This window comes from Rhodococcus sp. Ni2 (assembly GCF_021352185.1).
GTDB classification, from domain to species: Bacteria; Actinomycetota; Actinomycetes; order Mycobacteriales; family Mycobacteriaceae; genus Rhodococcus_F; species Rhodococcus_F qingshengii.
This window is the reverse complement of record NZ_WOXZ01000003.1, coordinates 257,634-282,073: the sequence shown is the minus strand read 5'-3', so window position 1 is coordinate 282,073 and position 24,440 is coordinate 257,634. Positions and strand designations below refer to the sequence as shown.

At 63.2% G+C, this 24,440-nt stretch carries 24 protein-coding genes and 1 tRNA gene; 11 read left to right on the top strand and 14 right to left on the bottom strand.

What is annotated here, in order from left to right:
- Positions 1-39 precede the first annotated feature (39 nt).
- Together GN300_RS27815 and GN300_RS27810 are read left to right on the top strand one after the other, a co-directional pair.
- Positions 40-567: a DUF1697 domain-containing protein gene (locus GN300_RS27815; RefSeq protein WP_007735458.1), complete on the top strand. Its 528-nt coding sequence runs from the start codon at positions 40-42 to the stop codon at positions 565-567.
- A 28-nt stretch (positions 568-595) separates the two neighbouring features.
- Positions 596-1,831 carry an SLC13 family permease gene (locus GN300_RS27810; RefSeq protein ID WP_007735459.1) on the top strand — a complete coding sequence of 412 codons (1,236 nt, stop codon included), beginning with the start codon at positions 596-598 and terminating at the stop codon, positions 1,829-1,831.
- Positions 1,832-1,860: 29 nt separating this feature from the next.
- Here the strand turns inward: GN300_RS27810 and GN300_RS27805 are convergent, their stop codons facing one another.
- From GN300_RS27805 to cobC, 4 genes are all read right to left on the bottom strand, one after another.
- The gene (locus GN300_RS27805; protein ID WP_030537561.1) at positions 1,861-3,000 is read right to left on the bottom strand and encodes a bifunctional RNase H/acid phosphatase; all 1,140 of its coding nucleotides are present in this window, start codon (positions 2,998-3,000) and stop codon (positions 1,861-1,863) included.
- Positions 2,997-3,734 (bottom strand): zinc ribbon domain-containing protein, encoded by a 738-nt coding sequence (locus GN300_RS27800; RefSeq protein WP_019748955.1) that lies wholly within the window; start codon positions 3,732-3,734, stop codon positions 2,997-2,999. Before GN300_RS27800 ends, GN300_RS27805 begins: the two co-directional genes overlap by 4 nt.
- A gap of 108 nt (positions 3,735-3,842) precedes the next feature.
- On the bottom strand, positions 3,843-4,976 hold the full coding sequence (locus tag GN300_RS27795) for a Nif3-like dinuclear metal center hexameric protein (RefSeq protein WP_030537562.1): 1,134 nt from the start codon (positions 4,974-4,976) through the stop codon (positions 3,843-3,845).
- Positions 4,973-6,007, bottom strand: coding sequence for an Rv2231c family pyridoxal phosphate-dependent protein CobC (gene cobC, locus GN300_RS27790; RefSeq protein WP_063316176.1), 1,035 nt, complete (start codon positions 6,005-6,007; stop codon positions 4,973-4,975). Before cobC ends, GN300_RS27795 begins: the two co-directional genes overlap by 4 nt.
- A gap of 56 nt (positions 6,008-6,063) precedes the next feature.
- Between cobC and GN300_RS27785 the strand changes: the two genes are divergently transcribed.
- The 3 genes from GN300_RS27785 to GN300_RS27775 are packed head-to-tail and all read left to right on the top strand — an operon-like array spanning position 6,064 to position 8,224.
- Positions 6,064-6,759, top strand: coding sequence for an HAD hydrolase-like protein (locus GN300_RS27785; protein WP_042445748.1), 696 nt, complete (start codon positions 6,064-6,066; stop codon positions 6,757-6,759).
- Positions 6,746-7,237, top strand: a complete 492-nt coding sequence (locus GN300_RS27780) for a low molecular weight protein-tyrosine-phosphatase (RefSeq protein ID WP_007735468.1) — start codon at positions 6,746-6,748, stop codon at positions 7,235-7,237. Before GN300_RS27785 ends, GN300_RS27780 begins: the two co-directional genes overlap by 14 nt.
- 48 nt (positions 7,238-7,285) lie before the next feature.
- Positions 7,286-8,224: an SURF1 family protein gene (locus tag GN300_RS27775; RefSeq protein WP_042445745.1), complete on the top strand. Its 939-nt coding sequence runs from the start codon at positions 7,286-7,288 to the stop codon at positions 8,222-8,224.
- On the opposite strand, the gene GN300_RS27770 is transcribed toward GN300_RS27775, so the two are convergent.
- From GN300_RS27770 to GN300_RS27745, 6 genes are all read right to left on the bottom strand, one after another.
- The gene (locus tag GN300_RS27770) at positions 8,165-9,184 is read right to left on the bottom strand and encodes a cobalamin biosynthesis protein (RefSeq protein WP_082845769.1); all 1,020 of its coding nucleotides are present in this window, start codon (positions 9,182-9,184) and stop codon (positions 8,165-8,167) included. The genes GN300_RS27775 and GN300_RS27770 overlap by 60 nt on opposite strands.
- 65 nt (positions 9,185-9,249) lie before the next feature.
- Positions 9,250-9,474 (bottom strand): hypothetical protein, encoded by a 225-nt coding sequence (locus GN300_RS27765; RefSeq protein ID WP_050656439.1) that lies wholly within the window; start codon positions 9,472-9,474, stop codon positions 9,250-9,252.
- A gap of 91 nt (positions 9,475-9,565) precedes the next feature.
- Positions 9,566-9,637, bottom strand: a tRNA-Val gene (locus GN300_RS27760).
- Between the two features lie 32 nt (positions 9,638-9,669).
- Entirely contained in the window at positions 9,670-10,134 is a 465-nt protein-coding gene (locus GN300_RS27755) for a peroxiredoxin (protein ID WP_003941619.1), read from the bottom strand.
- Positions 10,135-10,169: 35 nt separating this feature from the next.
- Positions 10,170-10,595, bottom strand: a complete 426-nt coding sequence (locus GN300_RS27750; RefSeq protein WP_003941575.1) for a DUF3052 domain-containing protein — start codon at positions 10,593-10,595, stop codon at positions 10,170-10,172.
- A gap of 177 nt (positions 10,596-10,772) precedes the next feature.
- Positions 10,773-11,255, bottom strand: coding sequence for a hypothetical protein (locus GN300_RS27745; protein ID WP_233405714.1), 483 nt, complete (start codon positions 11,253-11,255; stop codon positions 10,773-10,775).
- 311 nt (positions 11,256-11,566) lie between these two features.
- Between GN300_RS27745 and aceE the strand changes: the two genes are divergently transcribed.
- From aceE to GN300_RS27715, 6 genes are all read left to right on the top strand, one after another.
- Positions 11,567-14,422 carry a pyruvate dehydrogenase (acetyl-transferring), homodimeric type gene (aceE, locus tag GN300_RS27740; protein WP_063316177.1) on the top strand — a complete coding sequence of 952 codons (2,856 nt, stop codon included), beginning with the start codon at positions 11,567-11,569 and terminating at the stop codon, positions 14,420-14,422.
- A gap of 99 nt (positions 14,423-14,521) precedes the next feature.
- The gene (locus GN300_RS27735; RefSeq protein WP_003941635.1) at positions 14,522-15,850 is read left to right on the top strand and encodes a CdaR family transcriptional regulator; all 1,329 of its coding nucleotides are present in this window, start codon (positions 14,522-14,524) and stop codon (positions 15,848-15,850) included.
- A gap of 127 nt (positions 15,851-15,977) precedes the next feature.
- Positions 15,978-16,886 (top strand): ACP S-malonyltransferase, encoded by a 909-nt coding sequence (locus tag GN300_RS27730; protein WP_082845760.1) that lies wholly within the window; start codon positions 15,978-15,980, stop codon positions 16,884-16,886.
- An 85-nt stretch (positions 16,887-16,971) separates the two neighbouring features.
- Entirely contained in the window at positions 16,972-17,247 is a 276-nt protein-coding gene (gene acpM / locus GN300_RS27725; RefSeq protein WP_003941649.1) for a meromycolate extension acyl carrier protein AcpM, read from the top strand.
- A 7-nt stretch (positions 17,248-17,254) separates the two neighbouring features.
- A complete protein-coding gene (locus tag GN300_RS27720; RefSeq protein WP_063316179.1) occupies positions 17,255-18,505 on the top strand; it encodes a KasA/KasB family beta-ketoacyl-ACP synthase in 1,251 nt (416 codons plus the stop codon).
- Positions 18,506-18,613: 108 nt separating this feature from the next.
- Positions 18,614-20,047, top strand: a complete 1,434-nt coding sequence (locus tag GN300_RS27715) for an acyl-CoA carboxylase subunit beta (RefSeq protein ID WP_003941597.1) — start codon at positions 18,614-18,616, stop codon at positions 20,045-20,047.
- A 110-nt stretch (positions 20,048-20,157) separates the two neighbouring features.
- Here the strand turns inward: GN300_RS27715 and GN300_RS27710 are convergent, their stop codons facing one another.
- From GN300_RS27710 to GN300_RS27695, 4 genes are all read right to left on the bottom strand, one after another.
- Positions 20,158-20,667 carry a DUF3145 domain-containing protein gene (locus tag GN300_RS27710; protein WP_042445731.1) on the bottom strand — a complete coding sequence of 170 codons (510 nt, stop codon included), beginning with the start codon at positions 20,665-20,667 and terminating at the stop codon, positions 20,158-20,160.
- Positions 20,668-20,795: 128 nt separating this feature from the next.
- Entirely contained in the window at positions 20,796-21,635 is an 840-nt protein-coding gene (locus tag GN300_RS27705; protein WP_007735479.1) for a serine hydrolase, read from the bottom strand.
- A gap of 36 nt (positions 21,636-21,671) precedes the next feature.
- Positions 21,672-22,799 (bottom strand): NDMA-dependent alcohol dehydrogenase, encoded by a 1,128-nt coding sequence (locus GN300_RS27700; protein WP_003941638.1) that lies wholly within the window; start codon positions 22,797-22,799, stop codon positions 21,672-21,674.
- 308 nt (positions 22,800-23,107) lie between these two features.
- Positions 23,108-24,424 carry an HNH endonuclease signature motif containing protein gene (locus GN300_RS27695; RefSeq protein ID WP_063316180.1) on the bottom strand — a complete coding sequence of 439 codons (1,317 nt, stop codon included), beginning with the start codon at positions 24,422-24,424 and terminating at the stop codon, positions 23,108-23,110.
- Between the last annotated feature and the right edge of the window lie 16 nt (positions 24,425-24,440).

The window sequence follows — 24,440 nt, the reverse complement described above, 5'->3', positions numbered from 1 at the left end:
TACCGGGCGCCTGTCGGTGGCCGGCACTATGGTCACCGTATGACTCGGTACGTGGCCCTGCTACGCGGTATCAACGTGGGCGGCATCAACATCAAGATGGCGGACCTGGCGAGAGTCTTCGGTGACCTCGGATTCCAAGGGGTGAAAACCGTGTTGGCCTCAGGCAACGTTCTGTTCGACAGTCCGAGCACCGACATCCCGACGCTGAAGAAACAGATCGAATCCGCCCTTGCCCGCGAGTTCGGCTACGAGGCTTGGGTGTTCGTCCTCGACCTTCCGACACTGCAGGCGATCGTGGACAACTACCCGTTCGAGCGCGAACGCGAGGGTTGGCATGCTTATGCGATGGTTGCCTCCGAGCCGGAAATCCTGGAGGAATTGAGCACTGCAGCAGCGCAACTCGATGCCTCGGTCGAGCGTGTGGCGGCAGGCGACGGAGTCCTGTACTGGGAGGTCGAGAAGGGGCAGACCGTCAAGAGCGCGTTCGGCAGGAACACCGGAAAACCGAAGTTCAAGGCGTTCACCACAACCCGAAACCTGAACACGCTCTACAAACTGCTCAAATGACGCTCGCCCCGACACGGAGCACCATCGCGTGACTCTTCTACCGATCCTGCTCGTCGCCCTCGTCCTCGTCTTCGCGATAGTGCGTCCACGCGGGCTTCCCGAGATCGTCATCGCCGGGCCGGCAGCTGTCGTCGTTCTCCTGACCGGCGTCGTAACTCTCGACGAAGCCCGCGACGAACTGGCGAGCATGGCACCCACCGTCGTCTTCCTGGTTGCCGTGCTGGTTCTCGCTCATGCCGCCGATGCTCTCGGCGTCTTTCGCTGGGTCAGCCAGATCCTGCAGCAAAAATCCCTCGCCGATCCACACCGGTTGCTGATCTATGTGTTCGGCGCCGCCGCCCTGACCACGGCGGTCCTGAGCCTCGACGCCACCGTCGTGCTGCTGACACCCGCGGTGATCGCGGCCGCACGATCCATCGGAGCAAGTCCCCGGCCGCATTCCTATGCCAGTGCGCACCTGTCGAATTCGGCGTCGACCCTGCTGCCGGTGTCCAACCTGACCAACCTCATCGCGTTTGCCGCAACAGGTTTGACGTTCTTGCACTTCACCGCATTGATGGCGTTGCCGTGGGTCGTGACGATCGCTGTCGAGTACCTGATTTTTCGACTGTTCTTCCGTTCGGAACTCGCGCGGGGCGACAGCGCCGAACCGCCGGTGGCAGCCAGATCTGCGCCTGCGCCGATTCTGCCGCTGACGGTGATCGGAATGACGCTGCTCGGTTTCGCGGTTTCGGGTTTCTTCGGGATCGAGCCCGCCTGGATCGCGGTGGTGGGTGCGAGTGTCCTGGGAGCGATCGCTCTGGCTCGGCACCGTACGACCGCCGCCAAGATGCTCTACGCTGCCGACCTCTGGTTCTGCGCGTTCGTCCTGGTTCTCGGAATCATCGTCGCCGGAGTCGCGAACGGGCCGGTGGGTGAATGGATTGCGCAGATCCTGCCAGGCGACACCAGCTACGGCTCACTGCTCTTTGTCGCCGCGGTAGCGGCGGTTGCGTCCAATCTCGTCAACAACCTGCCGGCAACCTTGCTGATGATCGCAGCGCTCGGAACGGCGGCACCTCCAGCTCTGGTGCTTGCAATGTTGATCGGCGTCAACCTCGGCCCCAACCTCACCTACGTGGGCTCACTGGCAACGATGCTCTGGCGACGAGTCGCCACCAGCGCGGGCGCACCGCCCACGCTGGCGACATTCACTCTGCTCGGGGTCATCACGACGCCACTGACATTGCTCGCCGCCGTGAGTGCCCTGTGGTTGGTGATCTGATCAGAGGCTGATCAGCCGTCGGGGCTCTTTCAGCGAAGGTGTGACGTGTCGTTGACCAACCGGACCGAGGCTCCCCCGTCGGGATAGAACTCGGTGATACTCAGCGACGCCAGATCCAGATGCAACCGATACAGCAACGACGGCCCGGCATCGAGGGCCAGCTGCACCAAAGTCTTGATCGGGGTGACGTGAGAGACGACCAACAGCGTCGCGCCGCCGTAGGTCGAGATCAGGTCGTCACGCGCGGCGACGACTCGTTCGCGTACCTCGTCGAAACTCTCGCCGCCCGGTGGACGCACCGAAGTGTCCGAGAGCCATTCGCGATGCAGGTCCGGGTCACGCTCGGCTGCCTCGCGGAACGTGAGTCCGTCCCAGTCGCCGAAATCGGTTTCGATCAAACCCTTGTGCTCGACGACGGGTAAACCGAGCACGCGGGCCGATGCCTCTGCCGTCTCACGGGTTCTGCCGAGGGGTGAGCAGACGATGGCGTCGATACCGCCTCGGTTCCCGAAGCGTCCGGCTGCGCCGGCAGCCTGCGCGCGGCCCAGTTCCGTGAGCTCCGGATTCCCGCGTCCGGAGTACCGGCGATCGACCGACATCGCTGTCTGTCCGTGACGTAGCAACAACATTCGTGTCGGCTTGCCGGTGGTGGCGATCCATCCCGGAGAGCCGGCGATCTGCGGCTCCGACGTCTCTTCGGACGGCGCGGCAGGTGCAGCAGGTGCGGGGGCCGAAGGTGCGACTGGGCCGGTTTCGATGCCGGCAGCCGCGTCCATCGCCTCGTTGGCAAGACGATCGGCATGAGAGTTCTCGCCGCGAGGAATCCACGTGTAGGTCACTCGCGAGAACTGCGTCGCCAGCTCGGCAGCGCGCCGCTGCAGCGGAATCATGTCCGGGTGCTTGACCTTCCAGCGCCCGGACATCTGCTCGACGACCAACTTGGAATCCATGCGGACGTCGACCGTCGACGCGCCGAGTTCACCGGCAGCGGTCAACCCGGCGATCAGTCCGCGGTACTCGGCGACATTGTTGGTCGCGATACCGATGCTTTCCTTGCGTTCGGCCAACACCGAGCGCGAGGCGTCGAACACCACCGCTCCGTAGCCGGCCGGACCGGGATTGCCCCGCGATCCACCGTCGGCCTCGACGATGACCTGCGAGAGAGTCACAGACCGGACTCCTTGGTACGCACCATGATTGCATTGCACTCTGGGCAACGAACTACGACGTCGGCCGGCGTCGCGGCGATTCGCGAGATCTCGCCGCGGTCGATCTCGATCCGGCAAGCGCCGCATCGGCGTGCCTGCAGAAGCGCCGCGCCCGGTCCGCCCAGGGTGCGCTGCTTCTCGTAGACAGCAAGGAAATCGGCGGGGAATTCACCGACGAGTCGTTCACGATCGGCGGCGCAACGCTCCTGCGCCTTGTCCAGATCAGCGACGGCATCGTCGCGGCGACGCTTGGCGTCGATCAGCTCTTCTTCGGCCTGGGACAGCTGGGCACCGGCGTGATCGTGATCGGCCTGCAACGCCTCACGCTGCTCCATCACTTCGAGCAACTCGTCTTCGAGGAGCCCCTGACGCCGGACCAGGCTGCCGAGTTCGTGTTCGAGTTCGGTGAGCTGCTTCGCCCCGACCGACCCGCTCTGCAAGAGTGTGCGGTCACGATCCTCACGCTGACGAACCGCGTCGACCTCGCCTTCGAGCTTGCGAATGTCGCGATCGATGTCGTCGATCTGGATTTCGACGGCTACGGACGCGTCTTTACGGCTGATTCGCTCGGCCTCGAGACGTTCGACTTCCTGCTGCTCGGGAAGCGCTCCGCGTCGGTGGGTGATCCGAGTGAGCTCAGCATCCACCCCGGCGAGGTCGAGAAGCTTGGATTGCACCTGTGGTTCGACGTTCACGCTGTATAACTCCTGCTGTAAGTCCGATGTCGGCAGTGCTCGCGAAGGACGGCTCTCGAAGAACTGCTCTTGAATTGTTCGTGCAACCGTACCTTGCAGAGCGCTGCACTAATGCGCACTCAAACACCACGGATCGGTGCGAATTGTCGAAACCCGGCTTTCCCACTCCGGATTGTCGGCAAACGCGGCGTCGAGCACCGATTTCGCCTGTGCGCACCACGGGTATTCACTCGCCCAGTGCGCGACGTCGACCAGAGCCGGGCCACCGGCGCGTAGATGCTCGTCCGCGGGATGATGCCGCAGGTCCGCAGTGACGTAGACGTCGGCGCCCAGTGCCGCCACCACGTCGAGATACGAGTCGCCGGAACCGCCGCACACCGCCACGGTACGAACGGTCGCGTCTGGATCTCCGGCCGCGCGAACACCCCACTCGGTCGAGGGCAGTGAGCGCGCCACTCGCGCGGTGAATTCCCGCAAGGTTTCGGGGTGGTCGAGCTCACCCAACCGCCCCAGTCCGAGTGAACTGGGGAACGCTGCGAGTTCGAAGACATCGAAGGCCGGTTCCTCGTACGGATGGGAGGCACGCAATGCGCCCAGCACTGCGCTTCGCTTTCCGCGAGGGGCAATCACTTCCACACGATTCTCGCGAACCTGCTCCACAGCGCCGACGGTCCCGATCGTCGGATTCGCTCCGTCGGCGGGCAGGAACTGACCCGTACCGGTGACGGTCCAACTGCACTGGCTGTAGTCACCGATCCGCCCAGCCCCGGCCTCGAAAAGTGCATCCTGCACGGCCGATGCATTCTCCACCGGAACCATGACGACCCACTTGTCGAGCGGCTGCGTCGGCTTGGGTTCGATCGGGCGAAGCACGGTCAGGCCCAGAGCCTGCGCCAACGCGTCGGACACTCCGGGGTCGGCCGAGTCCGCATTGGTGTGCGCCGAGAACAGTGCGCATCCCGCCTTGATGAGCTTGTGAACCAACGCACCTTTGGGTGTGTGAGCACCGACGGTGTCCACCCCACGCAGCAGAAGTGGATGGTGAACGACCAGAAGGTCGGCACCGGAGGCGATGGCGTCGTCGACCACTGCCTCGGTCGGATCCACCGCGAAAACCACTCTCGTCACAGCGTCGGCCGGATCGCCGCAGACCAGACCGACCGAGTCCCACGATTCCGCCAGGGCCGGCGGATAAGCGGATTCCAGCACGGCTATGACGTCCGCAAGGGTTGGGCCACTCACAAGATCTCCTTCATCGCTTCGATCAGTACCGCAACCTGCCCGGCTGGACGGACGGCCACGCGCAGCCGATCCGGGCCGAGTCCGGGAAAGGTGTCGCACCGGCGGACGGCGATTCCGCGGGCACGCAGGTGCTCTCGCATCGTGGCGCCGTCACGGACGTCGATGAGCACGAACGGCCCCGCAGCGGGTTGGTGCACGGCAATCCCGATCTCGGTCAGTCGCCGCGACATGTCTCGGCGGTCCACGGCAATCGCGTCGGCTTTGATCCTCGACTGCTCGACGGCAAACGGTTCGCAGCACGCCGTGATGGCCTCGATCTGCAGACTGCCCAATGGCCAGTGGGCTCGGCCGTGACTGAGTCGAGCCAGAAGATCGGGAGAGCCGATCGCGTATCCACACCGCAATCCGGCGAGCGCCCACGTCTTGGTCAGGCTCCGAAGGACCAGTACATCCGCCGACTCGACACCGGCGATGCTCTCCGTTTCGCCGGGGACCGCGTCGCCGAAGGCCTCGTCCACCACCAGGATCCGGCCCGGCTGACGCAATGCCAACACATCGGCCTTGGGGTGAAGCACGGACGTCGGGTTGGTCGGATTGCCCAGAACGACAAGGTCCGCGGATTCGGGTACCTGCGCGGTCCGAAGCTCGAAAGGCGGCTCCAGAATCACTTGAGTCACCGGCACACCGGCCTCTCGCAGTGCCAGTTCCGGCTCGGTGAACGACGGATGGATCAGCGCTGCCGAACGAGCGCCCAGGCGCGGCAGCATCGCGAATCCCTCGGCACCGCCCGAGAGCAACAACACCTCTTCGGGCCGGCGCCCGTGCCGCTGCGCGACCGTTTCGCGAGCCTTCAGTTCCGCTGCGGCCGACGGGTACGAACCGAGCGTCGCCAGCCCTGCGGCCAGCCGATCCCGCAACCACTTCGGCGGGCCGGAGCCTTGAACGTTGACGGCAAAATCGAGTAACCCGGGCTCCGCTTCGACATCGCCGTGATGTCGCAAGCTCTCCAGGTCAACCGTTCCGGTACTCACCCGGTCAGCCTACGGTCGAGCACCGTGCGCGGACATCACCCCTGCCGTCCGGGACAATGAGTGCCGTGACGACACCACCGCTCGACCGCTTTCCCGTAGTTCTGTTCGATCTGGACGGCACCATCACCGATTCCGCTCCCGGCATTCACGGCGGCTTCCGACACGCGTTGGCAACTGTCGGCCATCCGGAGCCGACGGAAGCGATGTTGGCATCGGTGATCGGCCCGCCGATGGTCGACACCTTCAGGTCACTCGGTATGGCCCCGGCGGACGTGGATCGGGCGATCGCCGCGTACATCGAGCGTTACGACGCGACCGGGTGGCAGGAGAACTCGGTGTACGAAGGCATGGACGTCGTCCTGGGTAAGGCTCGCGCGAGCGGCACCCGACTGGCCGTCGCCACCTCCAAGTCGGAGCGATTCGCCATTCGAATCCTCGAACATTTCGGCCTGGCCGAGCACTTCGAGTTCATCGGCGGCGCGAGTGACGACGGAACTCGTCGGGCTAAACCCGATGTGATCGCGCATTCGCTGACCTCACTCGGGATCACTCCCGTCCTCGCATCCGACGGCGGAACCCCCGACGTTCTCATGATCGGCGACCGTGATCACGACGTGCTCGGCGCCGCGAAGTACGGCATCCCCACCGTCGTCGTCGAATGGGGCTACGGTTCCGCCGAGGAAGCGCGGCAAGCGTTTCGCTCCGTATCGTCGGCATCCGAACTGGGAGGACTTCTCGATGGCCGCCACTGAACCACTCCACGTGACTGAACCACTTCATGTGACGTTTGTGTGCACCGGCAATATCTGCCGGTCACCGATGGCCGAAAAGATCTTGCTCGCGCATCTGGACCGTGAAGGCCTCGCCGACCGAGTCCGTGTCAGCAGCGCCGGTACCGAGGGGTTTCACACCGGTAGCGAGGCCGACGAGCGGACCAACGTCGTGCTCCGAGCGGCCGGATATCCGACGGGCCACAGTGCCGCGCAGGTCAATGCAGATCATCTCGCGGCCGATCTGGTCGTCGCCCTCGACACCGGCCATGAACGTGAGCTTGCTCATCTCGGCGTGCCCACCGAGCGTCGGCGCCTACTGCGATCGTTCGACCCCGAGGCGGACGGAGAATCGGTTCCGGACCCGTACTACGGGGATCAGGAGGACTTCGAACTGGTGCGAGACCAGATCGAAGCAGCCATTCCCGACATACTCGACTGGATCCGCGAGCGAGCCTGAACCCGGAGCAAAATTCACTCCCGTTCGGGCAACGGATACCGTGGACGTGTGCGAAGACTGAAATTCCTGTTGCGGCCCGGTTGGTTGGTACTGGCAGCTGTGGTCGGGCTCTTCGCCTACCTGTGCTTCACCGTGCTCGCCCCATGGCAACTCGGCAAGAACACGAAGACCGAGCACCGCAATGATCTGATCTCGAACTCGATCAACGCGGAGACCGTGCCGATCGGTGACGTCATCGCCGATTCGACGATCGCACCGGACGACGAATGGCGAAACATCACCGCGGCAGGCACCTATCTGCCCGACGCCGACATCCTCGTTCGACTGCAGTCCATCGAGGGCGCACCGTCGTACGAGATCCTGACGCCTTTCCTTCTCGACGACGGCCGCACGATCCTCGTCAATCGCGGATACGTTCGGCCGATCAACGGCGCCGAGGCACCGCCCATCGCCGCGCCGCCGACCGATCCGGTCACTCTCAACGGTCGCGTGCGTCTGTCGGAAGGCACCGCGCCCGGCCGAGTTCCGATGTTCGAGGACGGCGCGAAACAGGTCTACTCGATCGACGCACAACCTATCGGCGAGTTCATCGGAACGGACCTGATCGACGCGTACATCCAACTCGAACCCGACCAGCCCGGCGGCCTGGGGACGATCCCTCTCCCCCAACTCGATGCAGGCCCCTATCTCTCGTACGGGTTCCAATGGCTGGCGTTCGGCATCATGGCGCCGCTCGGACTGGCCTACTTCATTCGCGCGGAGTGGCGCGAACGTCGCAAGGAGAAGGCAGCTCAAGCAGCTGTCGACGGCTTCGCAGCGGACGACGCCGCTACCGAGACGACCCCGGAAGCGCCGGTATCCGCGCCTGCCGCACCCCCCGCCGAACCGACTCGTACCTTCAGCCGTCGCAAGAAGCCGGAGCCGGAATCAGTGCCGCTGACGGCGCAGGAAGCCAAACTTGCCGATCGATACGGCAATACCCGCTGAAATACCCGCTGACACCACAACTGCACTGATCTGCACCGCCGACGAAAGCCTCGACGCGCGGCGCAGATCGTTCGGCGTCGGCACAAGCCCGCGGCCGAGGACGGGACGCATCTCCACCCCGTGCGCGTACTCGGTCCGACCACCCAACGAAATGCCCAACGCCCCTGCCGCCGACGCTTCCGCGACGCCCGCATTGGGGCTTGGATGAGCCGCTGCGTCGCGTTTCCACGCTGCCAGTGATTCCTGAACCGAGCCGCCTACCACCGGTGCACACGCAGCCGTCAGCGCACCGGTCAGCCGAGCGGGGACGATGTTGACCAGATCGTCGAACCTCGCCGCAGCCCACCCGAATCTGCGGTATTTCTCGGAGCGGTAGCCGATCATCGCGTCGAGGGTGTTGGCGGCGCGGTAGACGAACAGACCCGGCACGCCCGCAATTGCACCCCAGAACATTGCACCGACGCTTGCATCCGAGGTGTTTTCGGCGACCGACTCCAGCGCTGCACGCGTGAGGCCCTCCTCGCCCAGTACCGATGGATCGCGTCCACAGAGTGAAGGAAGTAGCTCACGCGCTTTCGTCAGGTCGCGATCGACCTGTGACGCCTCCAATCGAGCGGCCATGTCGATGCCGGTGCGTGCAAGCGACGTCCCGCCGAGCACGGCCCAGGTAGCTATCGCCGTCGTACCCGTGACGGCCACCCAACCGGCCCGGCGCGACGCTGCTTCGGCTGCGAGCCCAAGTCCAGCGGTGCCGGCCAAGAGCACAGCGACATGAAGTGTTCCGGCCGCTCGCGAGTCCCGGTAGGACATCTTCTGCAGCGCGATAGCCGCGGTTCCGAAGCCGGCAACCGGATGGAACCGCCCCGGATCGGCGAATGCCCGATCCGCAACGAAGCCGAGGAGAAGCCCGGCAGCTCGCGCATTGAATCGAGATTGGGACGAACGAACCGAAATCTGCACGAGCGTAGTTGTAGCAGCGACGCTCGTTCTCTGGCCAACCGTCACGTGTCTGCACGAGCCGATCTCTACCCGTCCCAGTCGATCGTCAGGTAGATCAAGCGGTGCATTCGGTTGATTTCCCAGACACGGGCAATCCCGGTCGCCAGTGCGTCGCTCTGGGAACGAACCCGGATCGTCTGCCCCGCGAACAACGCAACACTGAGACTGGGCATCTCGGCGATGTGTATGTGCGGACGGGTGGGATGCACGCGCGTCGGGTCGACGGCTACTTCGATCACAGAACTGGACATGCGTCCAGAATGGCGTATTGCGGACAATTCGTTGCCGAAAATGAAAAAACCCCGATCTGCGTCGACGCAGATCGGGGCTTGAATTCTTCGGTGGGCGCGGAGGGTTTCGAACCCCCGACCGCTGGTGTGTAAAACCAGAGCTCTACCACTGAGCTACACGCCCGAACTCCCGGTGAGACCCTCACCGGGAGTGCTCTAAGACTCTAGCGCGGCAAGCGCGTTTGCCCAAAGTCCGTGGTCACGGGCTTCTCCGGGGCCGTTCATCTCGGCAAAACGAATGATTCCGTCTTTGTCGATGACAAAGGTGCCACGATTCGCGAAGCCCAACTTGTCGTTGAACACCTCGTACTTCTGAGCGACCTCACCGTGCGGCCAGAAGTCCGACAGCAAGGGAAATGTGTATCCCTGCTCAGCTGACCAGATCTTGTGAGTCGGCGAAGCACCGACAGAAATCGCGAGAATGGCGGTGTCGTCGTTTTCGAACTTCGGAAGCTCGTCACGGACCTTGCAGAGTTCCCCCTGACAAGTCCCGGTGAAGGCCAACGGATAGAAGACCAGCAGAACGTTCTTCTTACCGCGGAAATCTGCTAGCGAGACTTCCTGGTTGTTCTGGTCCTTCAAGGTGAAATCCGGTGCCTGGGCACCAACTTCGAGAGGCATGTGCGATTCCTTGGGAAAGTGCGGAAAGGACCGGGTCAGCGCTTGTTGGCCGGACGAGCCTTCGGCTGAACCAGTCGACTTCCCGACCAGTCACCGAGGTTGGCTGCCGATGTCTGCGTCAGGCCGGCAGTCGGCGCCGATTCGGCGATCTCGCTGGGCTCGACGTGTCCGTCGAGACCGGTCTTGGGAGTGAGAACCCACACGAAGCCTTCGTCGGCGAGGGGCCCGATGGCATCCATCAAGGCATCTACCAGGTCACCGTCCTCGTCGCGCCACCACAGCAGCACGACGTCGATGACCTCGTCGGAATCCTCGTCGAGCATTTCCCCGCCGATGGTTTCCTCAACCGCGGCACGAATGCCGTCGTCGGTATCCTCATCCCAGCCCAGTTCCTGCACCACCATGTCAGTGGTAATCCCGAGTTTCTGAGCGTAGTTCTGGGCATCCGCCGCGGCGACCACGGTGGGGTCCTCCTTTTGTTGATGGTGTGTGGCGACCCCGCACACCTACCGTTTGACGATCAATTAGGGAAAGCGAACATGGTCTGAGGCGTTAGCGCAAGCCGACCACGCCGAAAACTTTCACCAAAGATCGTCTTCTGACACACGGCGAACCTTACGCCTGCGGATTACCGCAGGTCACAGGGATCCACATTCATCGAAGATCGACCTGCGAATCGAATTGCTCGTATCGCTGATCGAATTGATTTCATCGGCCGAATGATCACTCTCGATCACGACAGCAGATGAACGTAGGTTCGCGGCCAATTCGGCGAACAGTCCGGAAAGTTGCGTCGGAAGTTCACTCGAGACCGAGTCGAACCACGAGGCCGTCTCCCTTGCCGAGGAAGCAGCAGCGCTTGCTTCGGCTCTCAGGTCGGTCTCACCATGATTTCCGGCGTCGACGTAGGCATTGAACGCGACCACGTCGTTTTTCGATCGGGAGACCGCTTCCTCACAGATCGCGAACGCCGCCTCTGCCGCATCTGCCGCCGCTTTCGACGAGGATGCGGCGGCCATCGAAATACTCACCTCGGATTGGTATGCAGCCACGTGCGCTTCATTGGGTACTGCCGATCCGGTCACCGCCGCCGAACATCCCACGATCACCGACAGTCCCACTGCGATCGATCCGACCGAGACCCACGCCCCGACCCTGCCGTAATTGATTTCTTTGTTTATTTTTTCCCACCCCTTCATACGTTCCGATCGATCCCCCAAGCCTGTGACTACGGGGAACCATCACACCCCTGCGTCACGCCGAAAAACGCTACCCGAGAGTAACCAGAGGCGAGGTGTGCCGGACCGACCGGGATGGTGAAAGATGAGGTACGCGCCATATTCACGATGGAAGTGCGTCGGACCTAACAAGGCCTCGATCACCTATGTAAGGACGCCCCACCACGCGTCCCCAAACCAATGAGGAGCACACGTTGTCTGACCTGATCCAGGGTCCCGCGTCCGGGCAGAACGCCGATTCCGGCGCCGCCGGCGAGTCGGGTTCGCCCGCGTCGAATACGCCGGGGGGAACCGACGGTCGCGTTCGCGTCATTCGCGAAGGTGTTGCGTCGTACCTGCCGGACATCGATCCGGACGAGACCACCGAATGGCTCGAATCATTCGACGGACTTCTGGATCGATCCGGACCCACGCGTGCCCGCTACCTCATGCTCCGCATGCTCGAACGCGCCGGCGAGAAGCACGTCGCACTCCCCGCGCTCACTTCGACCGACTACGTCAACACGATTCCGACCGAAAACGAGCCGTGGTTCCCCGGTGACGAAGAGGTCGAGCGCCGCTATCGCGCCTGGATCCGTTGGAACGCCGCGATCATGGTCCACCGCGCTCAGCGACCGGGCGTCGGCGTCGGCGGTCACATCTCCACCTACGCATCCTCGGCAGCGTTGTACGAGGTCGGCTTCAACCACTTCTTCCGCGGCAAGGACCATCCCGGCGGCGGCGACCACATCTTCATCCAGGGGCACGCCTCCCCCGGCATCTACGCGCGCGCCTTCCTCGAGGGCCGGATCCCCGCGGAACAGCTCGACGGATTCCGCCAGGAGAAGTCCCACGCCGACTTCGGCGGCGCACTGCCGTCCTACCCGCACCCGCGGCTGCTTCCCGACTTCTGGGAGTTCCCGACGGTCTCGATGGGCCTCGGCCCGATGAACGCCATCTACCAGGCCCGGTTCAACCACTACCTCAACGACCGCGGCATCAAGGACACCACCGATCAGCACGTGTGGGCGTTCCTCGGCGACGGCGAAATGGACGAGCCCGAGTCACGCGGCCTCGCTCACGTCGCGGCAACCGAAGGCCTCGACAACCTCACGTTCGTGGTGAACTGCAACCTCCAACGCCTCGACGGCCCGGTCCGCGGCAACGGAAAGATCATCCAGGAACTGGAATCGTTCTTCCGCGGTGCCGGCTGGAACGTCATCAAGGTCGTCTGGGGTCGCGAGTGGGATGCGCTGCTGCACGCCGATCGCGACGGCGCACTGGTCAACCTGATGAACGTGACGCCGGACGGTGACTACCAGACGTACAAGGCCAACGACGGCGCGTTCGTACGCGATCACTTCTTCGGACGTGACCCCCGCACCAAGGAACTGGTCAAGGACCTCACAGACCAGGAAATCTGGAACCTCAAGCGCGGTGGCCACGACTACCGCAAGGTCCACGCCGCCTACGCAGCGGCCATGGCACACAAGGGCCAGCCGACGGTCATCCTGGCGCACACCATCAAGGGCTACACCCTCGGTAAGCACTTCGAGGGCCGCAACGCCACGCACCAGATGAAGAAGCTGACGCTGGACGATCTCAAGGCGTTCCGCGACATGCAGCACATCCCGATCTCGGACGCCGAGCTCGAGAAGGATCCGTACCTGCCTCCGTACTACCACCCGGGCGCCGACGCACCCGAGATCAAGTACATGCTCGACCGTCGTAAAGCACTGGGCGGGTTCCTGCCTTCCCGCAACACCGATGCGGCGCCGCTCAAGCTCCCCGAGGACAAGACGTACGACGTCATCCGCAAGGGTTCGGGCAAGCAGGAAGTCGCCACCACCATGGCGATCGTGCGCATCCTCAAGGAACTGTTGCGCGACAAGGAAATCGGCAAGCGCATCGTGCCGATCATCCCGGACGAGGCTCGCACGTTCGGTATGGACTCGTGGTTCCCGTCGCTGAAGATCTACAACCGCAACGGGCAGCTCTACACGTCCGTCGACGCCGAACTCATGCTCGCCTACAAGGAGAGCCCGATCGGCCAGATCCTGCACGAGGGCATCAACGAGGCCGGTTCGACGGCTTCGTTCACCGCAGTCGGCACGTCGTACGCCACCCACGGTGAACCGATGATTCCGCTGTACATCTTCTACTCGATGTTCGGTTTCCAGCGCACCGGCGACGGCCTGTGGGCGGCTGCCGACCAGATGGCTCGGGGATTCGTTCTCGGCGCAACCGCCGGTCGTACCACTCTGACCGGTGAAGGTCTCCAGCACGCCGACGGACACTCCCTGCTCCTGGCATCCACCAACCCCGCAGCTGTCACGTACGACGCCGCGTTCTCGTACGAGTTGGCGCACATCGTCAAGGACGGCTTGCGCCGCATGTACGGCGGCACCGAGGGCGTAAACGGTTTCGGTGGCGAGAACATCTTCTACTACCTGACCATCTACAACGAGCCGTACGTTCAGCCGGCCGAGCCCGAAGGTCTCGACGTCGAGGGCTTGCTCAAGGGCATCTACCTCTACAAGACGTCCGAAGCATCGGGCCCGAAGGCACAGATCCTCGTCTCCGGTGTCGCGATGCCCGAGGGGCTGCGCGCGCAGAAGCTGCTCGCCGACGAATGGGGCGTCTCGGCCGACGTCTGGTCGGTCACCTCCTGGGGTGAGCTGCGCCGCGAAGGCGTCGAATGCGAACGTCAGGCGCTGCTCAATCCGTCCGAGGATGCTCCGGTTCCCTTCGTCACCACGGCGTTGTCGTCGGCCCAAGGCCCCGTCGTCGCGGCTTCGGACTGGATGCGGGCGGTCTCGGACCAGATCCGTCAGTGGGTTCCCGGCGACTACACCACGCTCGGCACGGACGGGTTCGGGTTCTCCGACACCCGCACCGCTGCGCGTCGCTACTTCAACGTCGATGCCGAATCCATCGTCGTTGCCGTGCTGATCGGTTTGGCGAAGGAAGGATCGATCGAGCGGTCGAAGGCCGTCGAAGCAGCGAGCCGATACCGCATCGACGACGTGAATGCTGCTCCCGAGCAGACCGGGGACACCGGTAGCGCCTAAGTCGTAGGGCAACAGTCCCAGCGATCGAAAACAGACCTACGCCCATCGCCGCGGGTGTCATCTCGACATCCGCTGCGGCGATGGGCGTAGGTTTTTCTCATGCCCGAACCTGATCCCGAGAAACCCGAAGAGGGCGTACGCCGCACTCGACCACAGTCGTCCGGGTTGCAGGCTGTACTCGCCCGCCGTCGTCAGGTTCGCGATCCACTTCCAGAAGCCTTGCTCCGCCGCGTCAAACAGTTCTCCGGCCGGCTCTCCACCGAGGCCGTGACCGTGATGGAGGAGCAGCTTCCGTTCTTCGACAGTCTCGACGCTTCGCAACGCGCCGACGTTCAACTGTTGGTGCAGACGTCGGTGGTGAATTTCCTGGAATGGCTGCGGCAACTCGACTCGGAGATCAGCTTCGGATACGAGTCGTTTCCGGTCATCCCTCAGGATCTTGCTCGACAGCTCACGCTGCGCCAGACCGTCGACATGGTCCGGGTGGCGATGGAGTTCTTCGAGAAATGGCTGCCGGCTCTCGCCCGCAACGATCAGCAGCTGATCGCGCTGACAGAAGCCGTCCTGCGCTACGGGCGTGAACTCGGTTTCGCAGCAGCGACGGTGTATGCAAGCGCTGCCGAGTCGCGGGGTGCCCTGGACACGCGACTGGAAGCGCTCGTCGTCGACGCCGTCGTGCAGGGAGACACCGGCTCGGACATGCTCTCTCGCGCCGCCACCTTGAACTGGGATGCCACGGCTCCGGCCACCGTCATCGTCGGGTCTCCCCCGCCGGACGAGCGGGTCTCGGTTGCCGGCACCGTCCACGCGACTGCCGCCGCGCACGGGCGCGCTGTTCTCGCCGTGGTGCAGGGTCCGCGACTGGTGATGATCGTCAGCGGCGAGCTGAGCAGTAAGACGGAAGGCAGCCAATTCCTTCAAGACCTGCTCATGAGTTTCGCCGACGAGCCGGTGGTGATCGGCCCGACGACACCCTCGTTGAGCGCAGCGCACTTCAGTGCGTCCGAAGCTCTGGCGGGAATCAAGGCTGTTGCCGGGTGGCGCGGCGCACCTCGTCCCGTTTTCGCGACTGAACTGCTCCCGGAACGGGCACTACTGGGAGACGCCGCTGCCGTGAAGGCTCTTCGCGATTTCCTCGTCGCACCTTTAGCTGAATCCGGCACAGTCTTGACCGATACTTTAGACAGTTATCTCGACTGTGGAGGTGCGGTCGAGACTTGTGCACGTCTTCTGTTTGTTCATCCAAATACCGTTCGGTACCGCTTGAAGCGAATCGCCGAAGTTACCGGCCGGGATCCAACGAATCCACGCGACGCGTATGTACTACGGATCGCCGCTACCGTGGGCCGATTGACACAAATCGATCTCAAATCGAACAATTCGGTTACTTCAGTCACATCCTTAACATCCGGACAAACAAACCTGTAACCCCTGAGCGTCCAATTTCGATGGCCGAGCGCGACGTGGGATTTTGTGGGAACTCTACAAAACACTTCGCCAGAGTTCATCGCGACCGACATCTCGCAGGTCGCTCGCGGCGGTGTTCTCTTAATAAGTGATTTCGTTGCTCGCCCCGGGACAGGGCTCTCAGACACCCGGCATGCTCAGCCCCTGGCTGGCACTGCCCGGAGCACAAGACCGCCTCGAAGTGTGGTCGAAGGCAGCCGGCCTGGACCTGGTCCGACTCGGCACGACCGCGACCGCCGAAGAAATCACCGACACCTCGGTAACCCAGCCCCTCGTCGTTGCCGCTGCTCTGCTGGCATACGAGGAAATCGAATCACGTGGGCTCCTCGGCGCCGACGTCATCGCTGCCGGCCATTCGGTGGGTGAGCTTGCCGCTGCTGCGGTCGCCGGTGTTATCTCTGCTGACGACGCGGTCGCGCTTGCCGCCCTCCGTGGCGCCGAGATGGCCAAGGCTTGTTCGCTCGAGCCCACGGGCATGTCAGCCGTTCTCGGTGGAGACGAAGCCGAAGTGCTCGCACGAATCGAAGAACTCGGGCTGGAAGCAGCCAACCGCAATGCGGCCGGCCAGATCGTGGCGGCCGGACTGCTCACCGCGCTCGAAGAACTCGCAGCAAACGCACCCGAAAAGGCCCGAGTCCGCGCACTACCCGTCGCCGGAGCTTTCCACACCCGCTTCATGGCGCCGGCGCAGGACGCCGTCGCAGCTGCTGCCGCCAAGATCACCCCTTCCGATCCGACGCGCACGCTGCTTTCCAACTCGGATGGCGCACCCGTCTCCTCGGGCGCCGACGCCCTCACCAAGCTTGCCGCGCAGGTAACCCGCCCCGTTCGTTGGGACCTCTGCTCCGCGTCGTTGCGGGCAGCAGAAGTCAGCGCGATCGTGGAACTCCCGCCGGCCGGAACCCTCGTCGGAATTGCCAAGCGTGAAATGCGTGGCACACCGACGGTGGCCCTCAAGAACCCGGAGGATATCTCCGCACTGTCCGAGCTGACCTAAGCTCGGACGCCCACCCGGCCGATCAGCCCGAACGGCGGCCGGACGTTTCACCCCACCTCAATCGATCAAGAAGGGAGCCACACCAGTGGCCCACACTCAGGAAGAAATCATCGCGGAACTCGGCCAGATCGTGGAGGAGGTCACCGGTATCGAGCCTTCCGAGGTCACCGTTGACAAGTCCTTCGTGGACGACCTCGATATCGACTCCCTGTCCATGGTCGAGATCGCCGTTCAGACCGAAGACAAGTACGGCGTGAAGGTCCCCGACGAGGATCTTGCAGGTCTGCGCACCGTCGGCGACATCGTCGCGTACATCCAGAAGCTCGAAGCCGAAGGCGCCGAAGCCAAGAACGCAGAGTGAGCCGACCGTGACTTCCGCTTCTACCCGCAAAGGGAAATTCCCCGACATCGTCGTCACGAGCCTCGCGACGTCGACCTCGGTGGCTGGTGATGTGGATGGCACGTGGAAGGCGCTACTCGCCGGCGAAAGCGGCATCGGAATCCTCGATGACCCGTTCATCGACGAGTTCGACCTTCCCATTCGCATCGGCGGGCACCTGAAGGTTTCACCGGACGAGGGCTTGTCCCGCGTCGAAATTCGACGGATGAGCTGGGTGGAACGCCTTGCCCTCACGTTGAGTCGCACGGTCTGGAGCAACGCCGGCAGCCCTGAAGTCGATCAGGACCGCCTGGCCGTTGTCATCGGCACCGGACTCGGCGGCGGCGACACGCTCATCGACGCCGTCGACAAGCTCCGTGGCGGCGGATACCGCAAGGTGTCCCCGTTCTCGGTGCAGATGGTCATGCCCAACGGACCGGCCGCAACGGTCGGACTCGAACTCGGGGCCCGCGGTGGCGTCATCACTCCGGTGTCGGCATGTTCATCAGGTTCCGAGGCAATTGCTCACGCTCACCGCATGCTTGTCATGGGTGACGCGGACATGGTTGTGGCTGGTGGAGTCGAGAGCTTCATCGACGCCGTTCCGATCGCGAGCTTCGCCATGATGCGTGCGATGAGCACCAACAACGACAATCCGGCCGCAGCTTCACGTCCTTTCGACAAGGACCGCGACGGATTTGTCTTCGGCGAAGCCGGCGCCCTGATGATCCTCGAAACCGAGGAGCACGCCAAGGCACGCGGGGCAACGATTCACGCCCGCCTGCTTGGTTCCGGAATCACTTCGGACGGGTACCACATCGTGGCACCGCATCCGGAAGGCCTGGGCGCGGCGCGAGCCATGACCCGAGCAATCGAGATGGCCGGACTGACGAAGTCCGACATCAAGCACATCAACGCCCACGCCACTGCGACGCCGATCGGTGACATCGCAGAGGCAAAGGCAATCAACGCAGCGGTCGGCAATCACGCTGCGGTGTACGGCCCGAAATCCGCGCTGGGACACTCGATCGGCGCTGTCGGCGCCCTCGAATCAGTCCTCACGGTTCTGGCAGTGCGTGACGGGATCATCCCGCCCACGCTCAATGTTGACAGCCAGGATCCAGAAATCGATCTCGATGTCGTCAAGGGCGAACCCCGAGCCGGCTCTTTCGATTTCGCACTGAACAACTCGTTCGGTTTCGGTGGGCACAATGTCGCGCTCGCCTTCGGTCGGGCCTAGCCCGAACCGCGGTTTGCACCTGTCCGCGGGTGTCGTTGCAACACAACGTCACCCGCGGACAACACCGACCTTTCGTTCCACCCAAGGCTCGTACTGAAGGAGGACGCGATGACCATCCTGGCCCCCGTGACAAAGTCCGAATCATCGACAGACCCGCGCGATCCTCTTGCGCGCCTGGAAAATCTGTTCGACCCCGGCACAACAGTGCCGCTCCACGCCCGTGACAAGTCCGGTGTGCTCGCCGCGTCCGGAAACATCGACGGCGTCCGCACCATCGCATACTGCTCCGACGCCACTGTCATGGGTGGCGCCATGGGCGTCGACGGTTGCAAACACCTCGTCAAAGCCATCGATACCGCTATCGAGGAAGAGTCCCCCATCGTGGGCCTCTGGCACTCCGGTGGCGCGCGTCTGGCTGAAGGCGTCGAGGCACTCCACGCCGTCGGACTGGTCTTCGAGGCCATGGTCCGCGCGTCGGGTCTCATACCTCAAATTTCCGTCGTGCTCGGCTTCGCGGCTGGTGGAGCCGCATACGGTCCAGCCCTCACCGATGTCGTGATCATGGCGCCGGAAGGCCGAGTGTTCGTCACCGGGCCAGACGTAGTTCGTAGTGTCACCGGCGAACAGGTCGACATGGTGTCACTCGGCGGTCCGGACACACACACCAAGAAGTCGGGTGTCGCGCACATCGCCGCACACGACGAGGCCGACGCATTGCACCGCGCACGACGCCTGGTCTCGATGATGTGCGAGCAGGGCGAATTCGATCAGCGGGCAGCGGAACTCGGCGACAGCGATCTGCGCGCCATGATGCCTGCGTCCGCAAAACGTGCATACGACGTTCGTCCCATCGTTCACGAAATGCTCGACAACGTCGAAGGCGAGTCGAGTTTCGAAGAACTGCAAGGCAATTACGCTCGGAGCATCGTCACCGGTTTCGGCCGGATGGCCGGACGCACCGTTGGCGTCATTGCGAACAACCCACTGCGACTCGGGGGGTGCCTGAACTCCGAAAGTGCAGAGAAGGCCGCTCGATTCGTGCGACTGTGCAACGCATTCGGCGTGCCGCTCGTGGTCGTCGTCGATGTTCCCGGGTATTTGCCGGGCGTCTCGATGGAGTGGGAAGGCGTTGTCCGACGCGGAGCGAAGTTACTTCACGCCTTCGCCGAGGCAACGGTCCCCCGCGTCACCGTCGTCACTCGAAAGATCTACGGCGGCGCCTACATCGCGATGAACTCGCGAGCACTGGGAGCCACGGCCGTATTCGCTTGGCCCAACTCCGAAGTAGCCGTGATGGGTGCGAAGGCTGCTGTCGGCATCCTGCACAAGCGGGCCCTCGCAGCTGCACCGGACGACGAGCGTGAAGCATTGCACGACCGACTCGCTGCCGAGCACGAGGCAATCGCGGGCGGCGTCGACCGCGCGGTCGAAATCGGCGTCGTCGACGAGGAAATCGACCCGGCGAAGACTCGCAGCATCGTGACCGCTGCCCTCGCGTCTGCACCATCTGTCCGCGCGCGGCACAAGAACATTCCGCTCTGACAACCCTGGACAGCAAGGTGGGCCTCGCCGATACGGCGGGGCCCACCTTTGTCATTCAAGTCTTTGTCGTTCAAGCCGCGAGAGCACTCCGGGTTCAGGATGGACCTCGGTCAGCTGACACGCCTTCGCAGCCATGTCACTTCGGCACCTTCGCCTGAACTCCGGAAGGGTTCGAGTTCCTCGTCCCACGGTGTACCTATCGCCCGATCGATTTCCGCGGCGATGTCTCCACCGGAATTCATGATGGACCGCAGTTTCATCTCCCCTACGACGACATCACCGTTCGCACTGGTGGATCCGCGCCACAGGCCCAGACCGGGCACATGGCTGTACCGTTCGCCGTCGACGCCATGACTCGGGTCCTCGGTGACCTCGAACCGCAACATCGGCCACGCGCGTAGCGAGTCGACCAGGCGGGCACAGGTTCCGACGGGACCCGTCCAGTCCGTCGTCGCACGCAGAAGCCCGTCGTAGGCAGGCTGTGAGGTCCATCTGAGCTTGGCAGGGCTGTCCAACGTGGCGGACAGAGCCCAATCCACGTGCGGGCACAGCGCCGCGGGCGACGAGTGGATGTAAACCACACCAGTCGTCACGTCCGCGAATTGATTCATTTCGCGCACTCGAGCCTCCTGCTTCGACGAGGGACGTCTTCCCCAACGACCTCTGTCGAGTTCGTGCAGCACGCTCGATTGAACAGTGTGCCTTGTGTTACCCGTGTTGCGCCAGTGGAAGGAGAGAAATTTGTGCTCTACCGCGAAACTTCACCGACCACGCCATCCGACAATTCGGTCCACAAAGGCTTGGCCCAATCACCGAAATCGCGATCGGTAAGCACGACGCACGCAGTATCGATCGTGGGATCGACCCACAGGAACGTCCCGGACTGGCCGAAATGACCGAAGGTAGCGGCCGAGTTCTCGAGACCCGTCCAATGCGGACGCTTGTCGCCCCGAATTTCGAATCCGAGCCCCCAGTCGTTGGGGCGCTGAGAGCCGTAACCCGGAAGAATTCCGTTGAGCCCCGGGAACTGCACAGTTGTCGCCTCTGCGAACGTCTGCGCCGAGACCAGAGTCGGCGAGAGCAGTTCAGCCGCGAACTTGGCCAAGTCGTCTGCCGATGCCTGCGCACCGTGACCGGCCGGACCGACAAGAGCCGCGCTGGTCATCGCCAACGGCGCGAACACCGCCTCGGCCAGATAGTCGGCAAATTCGATCTCGGTCTCCCGGGAAACCAACTCGGCAAGCACCTCGAACCCCGCACTCGAGTAGATCCGCTTCGACGCCACCGGCGCCTGAACAACACGTTCGGCGAATGCCAATCCCGAAGCATGTGCGAGGAGATGACGAACGGTCGACCCCTCAGGCCCGGCCGGCCCATCCAACTCGACCGCCCCCTCCTCCACTGCCACGAGAATCGCGTAGGCGCACAACAGTTTTGTCACCGAAGCCAGGGGGAAAACATGCGCCTGGTCGCCACTGAAACCACGAATGCGGTCGCCCTCACCGGGATTCTTCCCGGAGAGGACGACCGCTGCCGCATTGTCGACCGGCCACTGCTGGATTACGTCGAGACTGTGAGTACTGGGCACCCGATCAGACTACTGGCACAAGAGTTGCGCTTCCGATCACCAGTCAGCTTCGGTGTAGCGGATGACGCCGCGGATGTTCTTGCCATCCAACATGTCCTGGTAGCCGTCGTTCACGCCTTCGAGCGTGTAGGTCCGAGTGACCATGTCGTCGAGGTTCAGCTTGCCTGCCTTGTACATCGCGAGGAGGTTCGGCACGTCCTGGCGAGCGTTGCCACCGCCGAAAATGTTGCCCTGAAGGTCCTTCTGAAGCATCGCCATCAGGAACAGGTTCAGCTTCACATCCATGTCCGTCAGGTGCCCCATTGCGGTGACGACACAACGGCCGGCCTTTGCCGTCAGAATCATCGCTTCTTCGACGTACTCACCCTTCATTTCGCCGACGGTGATGATCGTCTTCTGTGCCATGCGGCCATACGTAGCGTCGATGATCGGCTGAATGGCAGCGGCAGCGCTTTCGAAAGCGTGCGTTGCGCCGAACTTCAGAGCCTGCTCACGCTTCCACGGCACGGGGTCGATGGCAAAGATGTACCGGGCGCCCGATGCAACTGCACCCTGTAGCGCACTGATACCGACGCCGCCGACACCCATGATCACAACGTCTTCGCCGGGCTTCACATCGGCGATGTGGGTTGCCGATCCCCAACCGGTCGGGACGCCGCAACCGACGAGTGCGGCAACCTCGAACGGAATGTCCTTGTCGATCTTCACCACTGACGACTGGTTCACGACCATGTAGGGCGAGAACGTCCCTAGCAGGCACATCGGGATCACGTTTTCGCCGCGAGCCTGGATCCGGTACGTGCCGTCACTGATGGCCTGGCCGCTGAGGAGGCCCATCCCGAGGTCACACAGGTTCTGATGACCGGCCGAACACGCCGGACAGGTTCCACAAGCCGGAATGAAGGACAGAACGACGTGGTCGCCGACCTCCAGACCCTTGACCTCCGGGCCGAGCTTGGTGATGACGCCCGAACCCTCGTGCCCACCCATGACGGGGAACGACGGCATCGGGGTCGCGCCGGTGACGATGTGGTGATCGGAGTGGCACATTCCGGCCGCTTCCATGCGAATCTGAACTTCGCCGGCTACCGGCTCGCCGATCTCGATCTCCTCGACGGACCACTTCTCGTTGAGGCCCCACAGGATTGCACCCTTGGTCTTCACGTCACTTCACCCTTTCATTCGCACACCCGCATCTATCTCTGTGACCATAGCCACAAATCTGCGAAATTGGAACGTGTTCTAACGAAAGATTTTGCACTGCAGGTCAGACGTCCAAATGACCTGGCACAACCGGCGCGGCAACAACGGAATAATGACCCACTGAGTGGGACAGGCCACACGGGCACCCGAAAGTAGAGCCGCCCCGAAAGCACGCAACCATTCGACTCCACCCCCCACCAATCGGTCGGACACAGAGCAGCGGGTCTGAAACAGACCTGGGCATGTTCTGGTGCATCTGAGGTTCGTCCTCAGGTTTTGAAGGTGGTGTTCGCCGGCCGCGGTTGCTGGCCGGGGTCGATCGAGGGCGGCGGAATGAACCAGGGTTTGTTGTCGGCGCCGATGCGGATCGCCCATTTCCCGACGAACCCGGATTTGCGGTGCATCAACCGATGATGTGAACGGCACAGCAGGACCAGGTTGTTCATCACCGTCGGCCCACCGTTCGCCCAGTGCCGGATATGGTGCGCATCCGTCCAGGCGGGCACACATGTGCAGCCCGGGAACGCGCAGCCCTTGTCCCGGGCGATCAACGCCACTCGCTGTTCGGCGGTGACCAACCTCTTTCCTGGTCTCGCATCCAACGGCGCGCCGTGACCGTCGAGCAGAACAGTGGACAGGAAACAATCACACCCGAGAAGCCTGCTCTGCGACACGGACAGCGGTCCGAGCCAGGGCATGTGCCCGACATCAAGATCCGACAAGTCCAGATCGGGTGAGCCTTCGTCGTCCACATCAGAAGGCGACGCGGCGCAATCCCGATGCTCCGCCAGATCCCGAGCATTGATGTGCACGTTCACATGCGGACGCTGACCACCATCGGTACCGGTCTTCGCGCAGTCCAGGTAACGGCGGATCAGTTCGGTGAACCCGTCCGCCGTGCGTTTCGCCGCCGACCGAGAATCCGGGGTTCCATCGGGTGCCGGGGTCGGCATCGTCAGATTCGACAACGCCGACAACAACATTTCCCCGGTGAGGGCGTCGAAATCCCCGCGCGCCACCACTCGACCATTCAATGTCGACGCGATCCGCAGCTCATTCCGGTCGACGTCTTCGGCGGGTGGAATTTCATCGGATTCGAAGATTCGCTCCAAGGTCGCGATCACGTTCCGCACCTTCGTGGTCGTCGCTTCCACACCCGACGCAGCAGCCAACAACAAATCGATACAGCGAGGTAGCGCCTCCTCCGGCATGCCTTTCGGTGGTGATTCACAGAACGCCACGATCAACACGGCATGCTCGAACGAGCAATCCCCGCCATCGAACCGAGCCGCCACCGCCGGAAACGGCCGCAAAGCCGCACCCAACGCGGCGATCTTCTTCCCGTCCCGAACCTGCAGCATCGTGTTCGCCGCCACCCACGCACCCACCCCGCGGCTGGCAATCACCTGATCATCCGGGCGCAACGACAACTCGTCCACCACCGCCACACGCACAGCCTCGAGACGCAGAATCTCCGCACTCGACGACACCGCAGCCTCACGCAACTCAGCAGCAGACAACTGCCACAACCGTCCGCGTAACCCCACCGCAGAACCAGACACCACATCCGACAACAAGACACTCATTGAATCCCCCGATCCC

Coding starts and splice junctions, on each gene's coding strand:
- GN300_RS27785 (WP_042445748.1), top strand. CDS start 6,064: ATGAGTGCCGTGACGACACCACCGCTCGACCGCTTTCCCGTAGTTCTG.
- GN300_RS27780 (WP_007735468.1), top strand. CDS start 6,746: ATGGCCGCCACTGAACCACTCCACGTGACTGAACCACTTCATGTGACG.
- GN300_RS27755 (WP_003941619.1), bottom strand. CDS start 10,134: ATGCCTCTCGAAGTTGGTGCCCAGGCACCGGATTTCACCTTGAAGGAC.
- GN300_RS27815 (WP_007735458.1), top strand. CDS start 40: ATGACTCGGTACGTGGCCCTGCTACGCGGTATCAACGTGGGCGGCATC.
- GN300_RS27715 (WP_003941597.1), top strand. CDS start 18,614: ATGACCATCCTGGCCCCCGTGACAAAGTCCGAATCATCGACAGACCCG.
- GN300_RS27735 (WP_003941635.1), top strand. CDS start 14,522: ATGCCCGAACCTGATCCCGAGAAACCCGAAGAGGGCGTACGCCGCACT.
- GN300_RS27695 (WP_063316180.1), bottom strand. CDS start 24,424: ATGAGTGTCTTGTTGTCGGATGTGGTGTCTGGTTCTGCGGTGGGGTTA.
- GN300_RS27765 (WP_050656439.1), bottom strand. CDS start 9,474: ATGTCCAGTTCTGTGATCGAAGTAGCCGTCGACCCGACGCGCGTGCAT.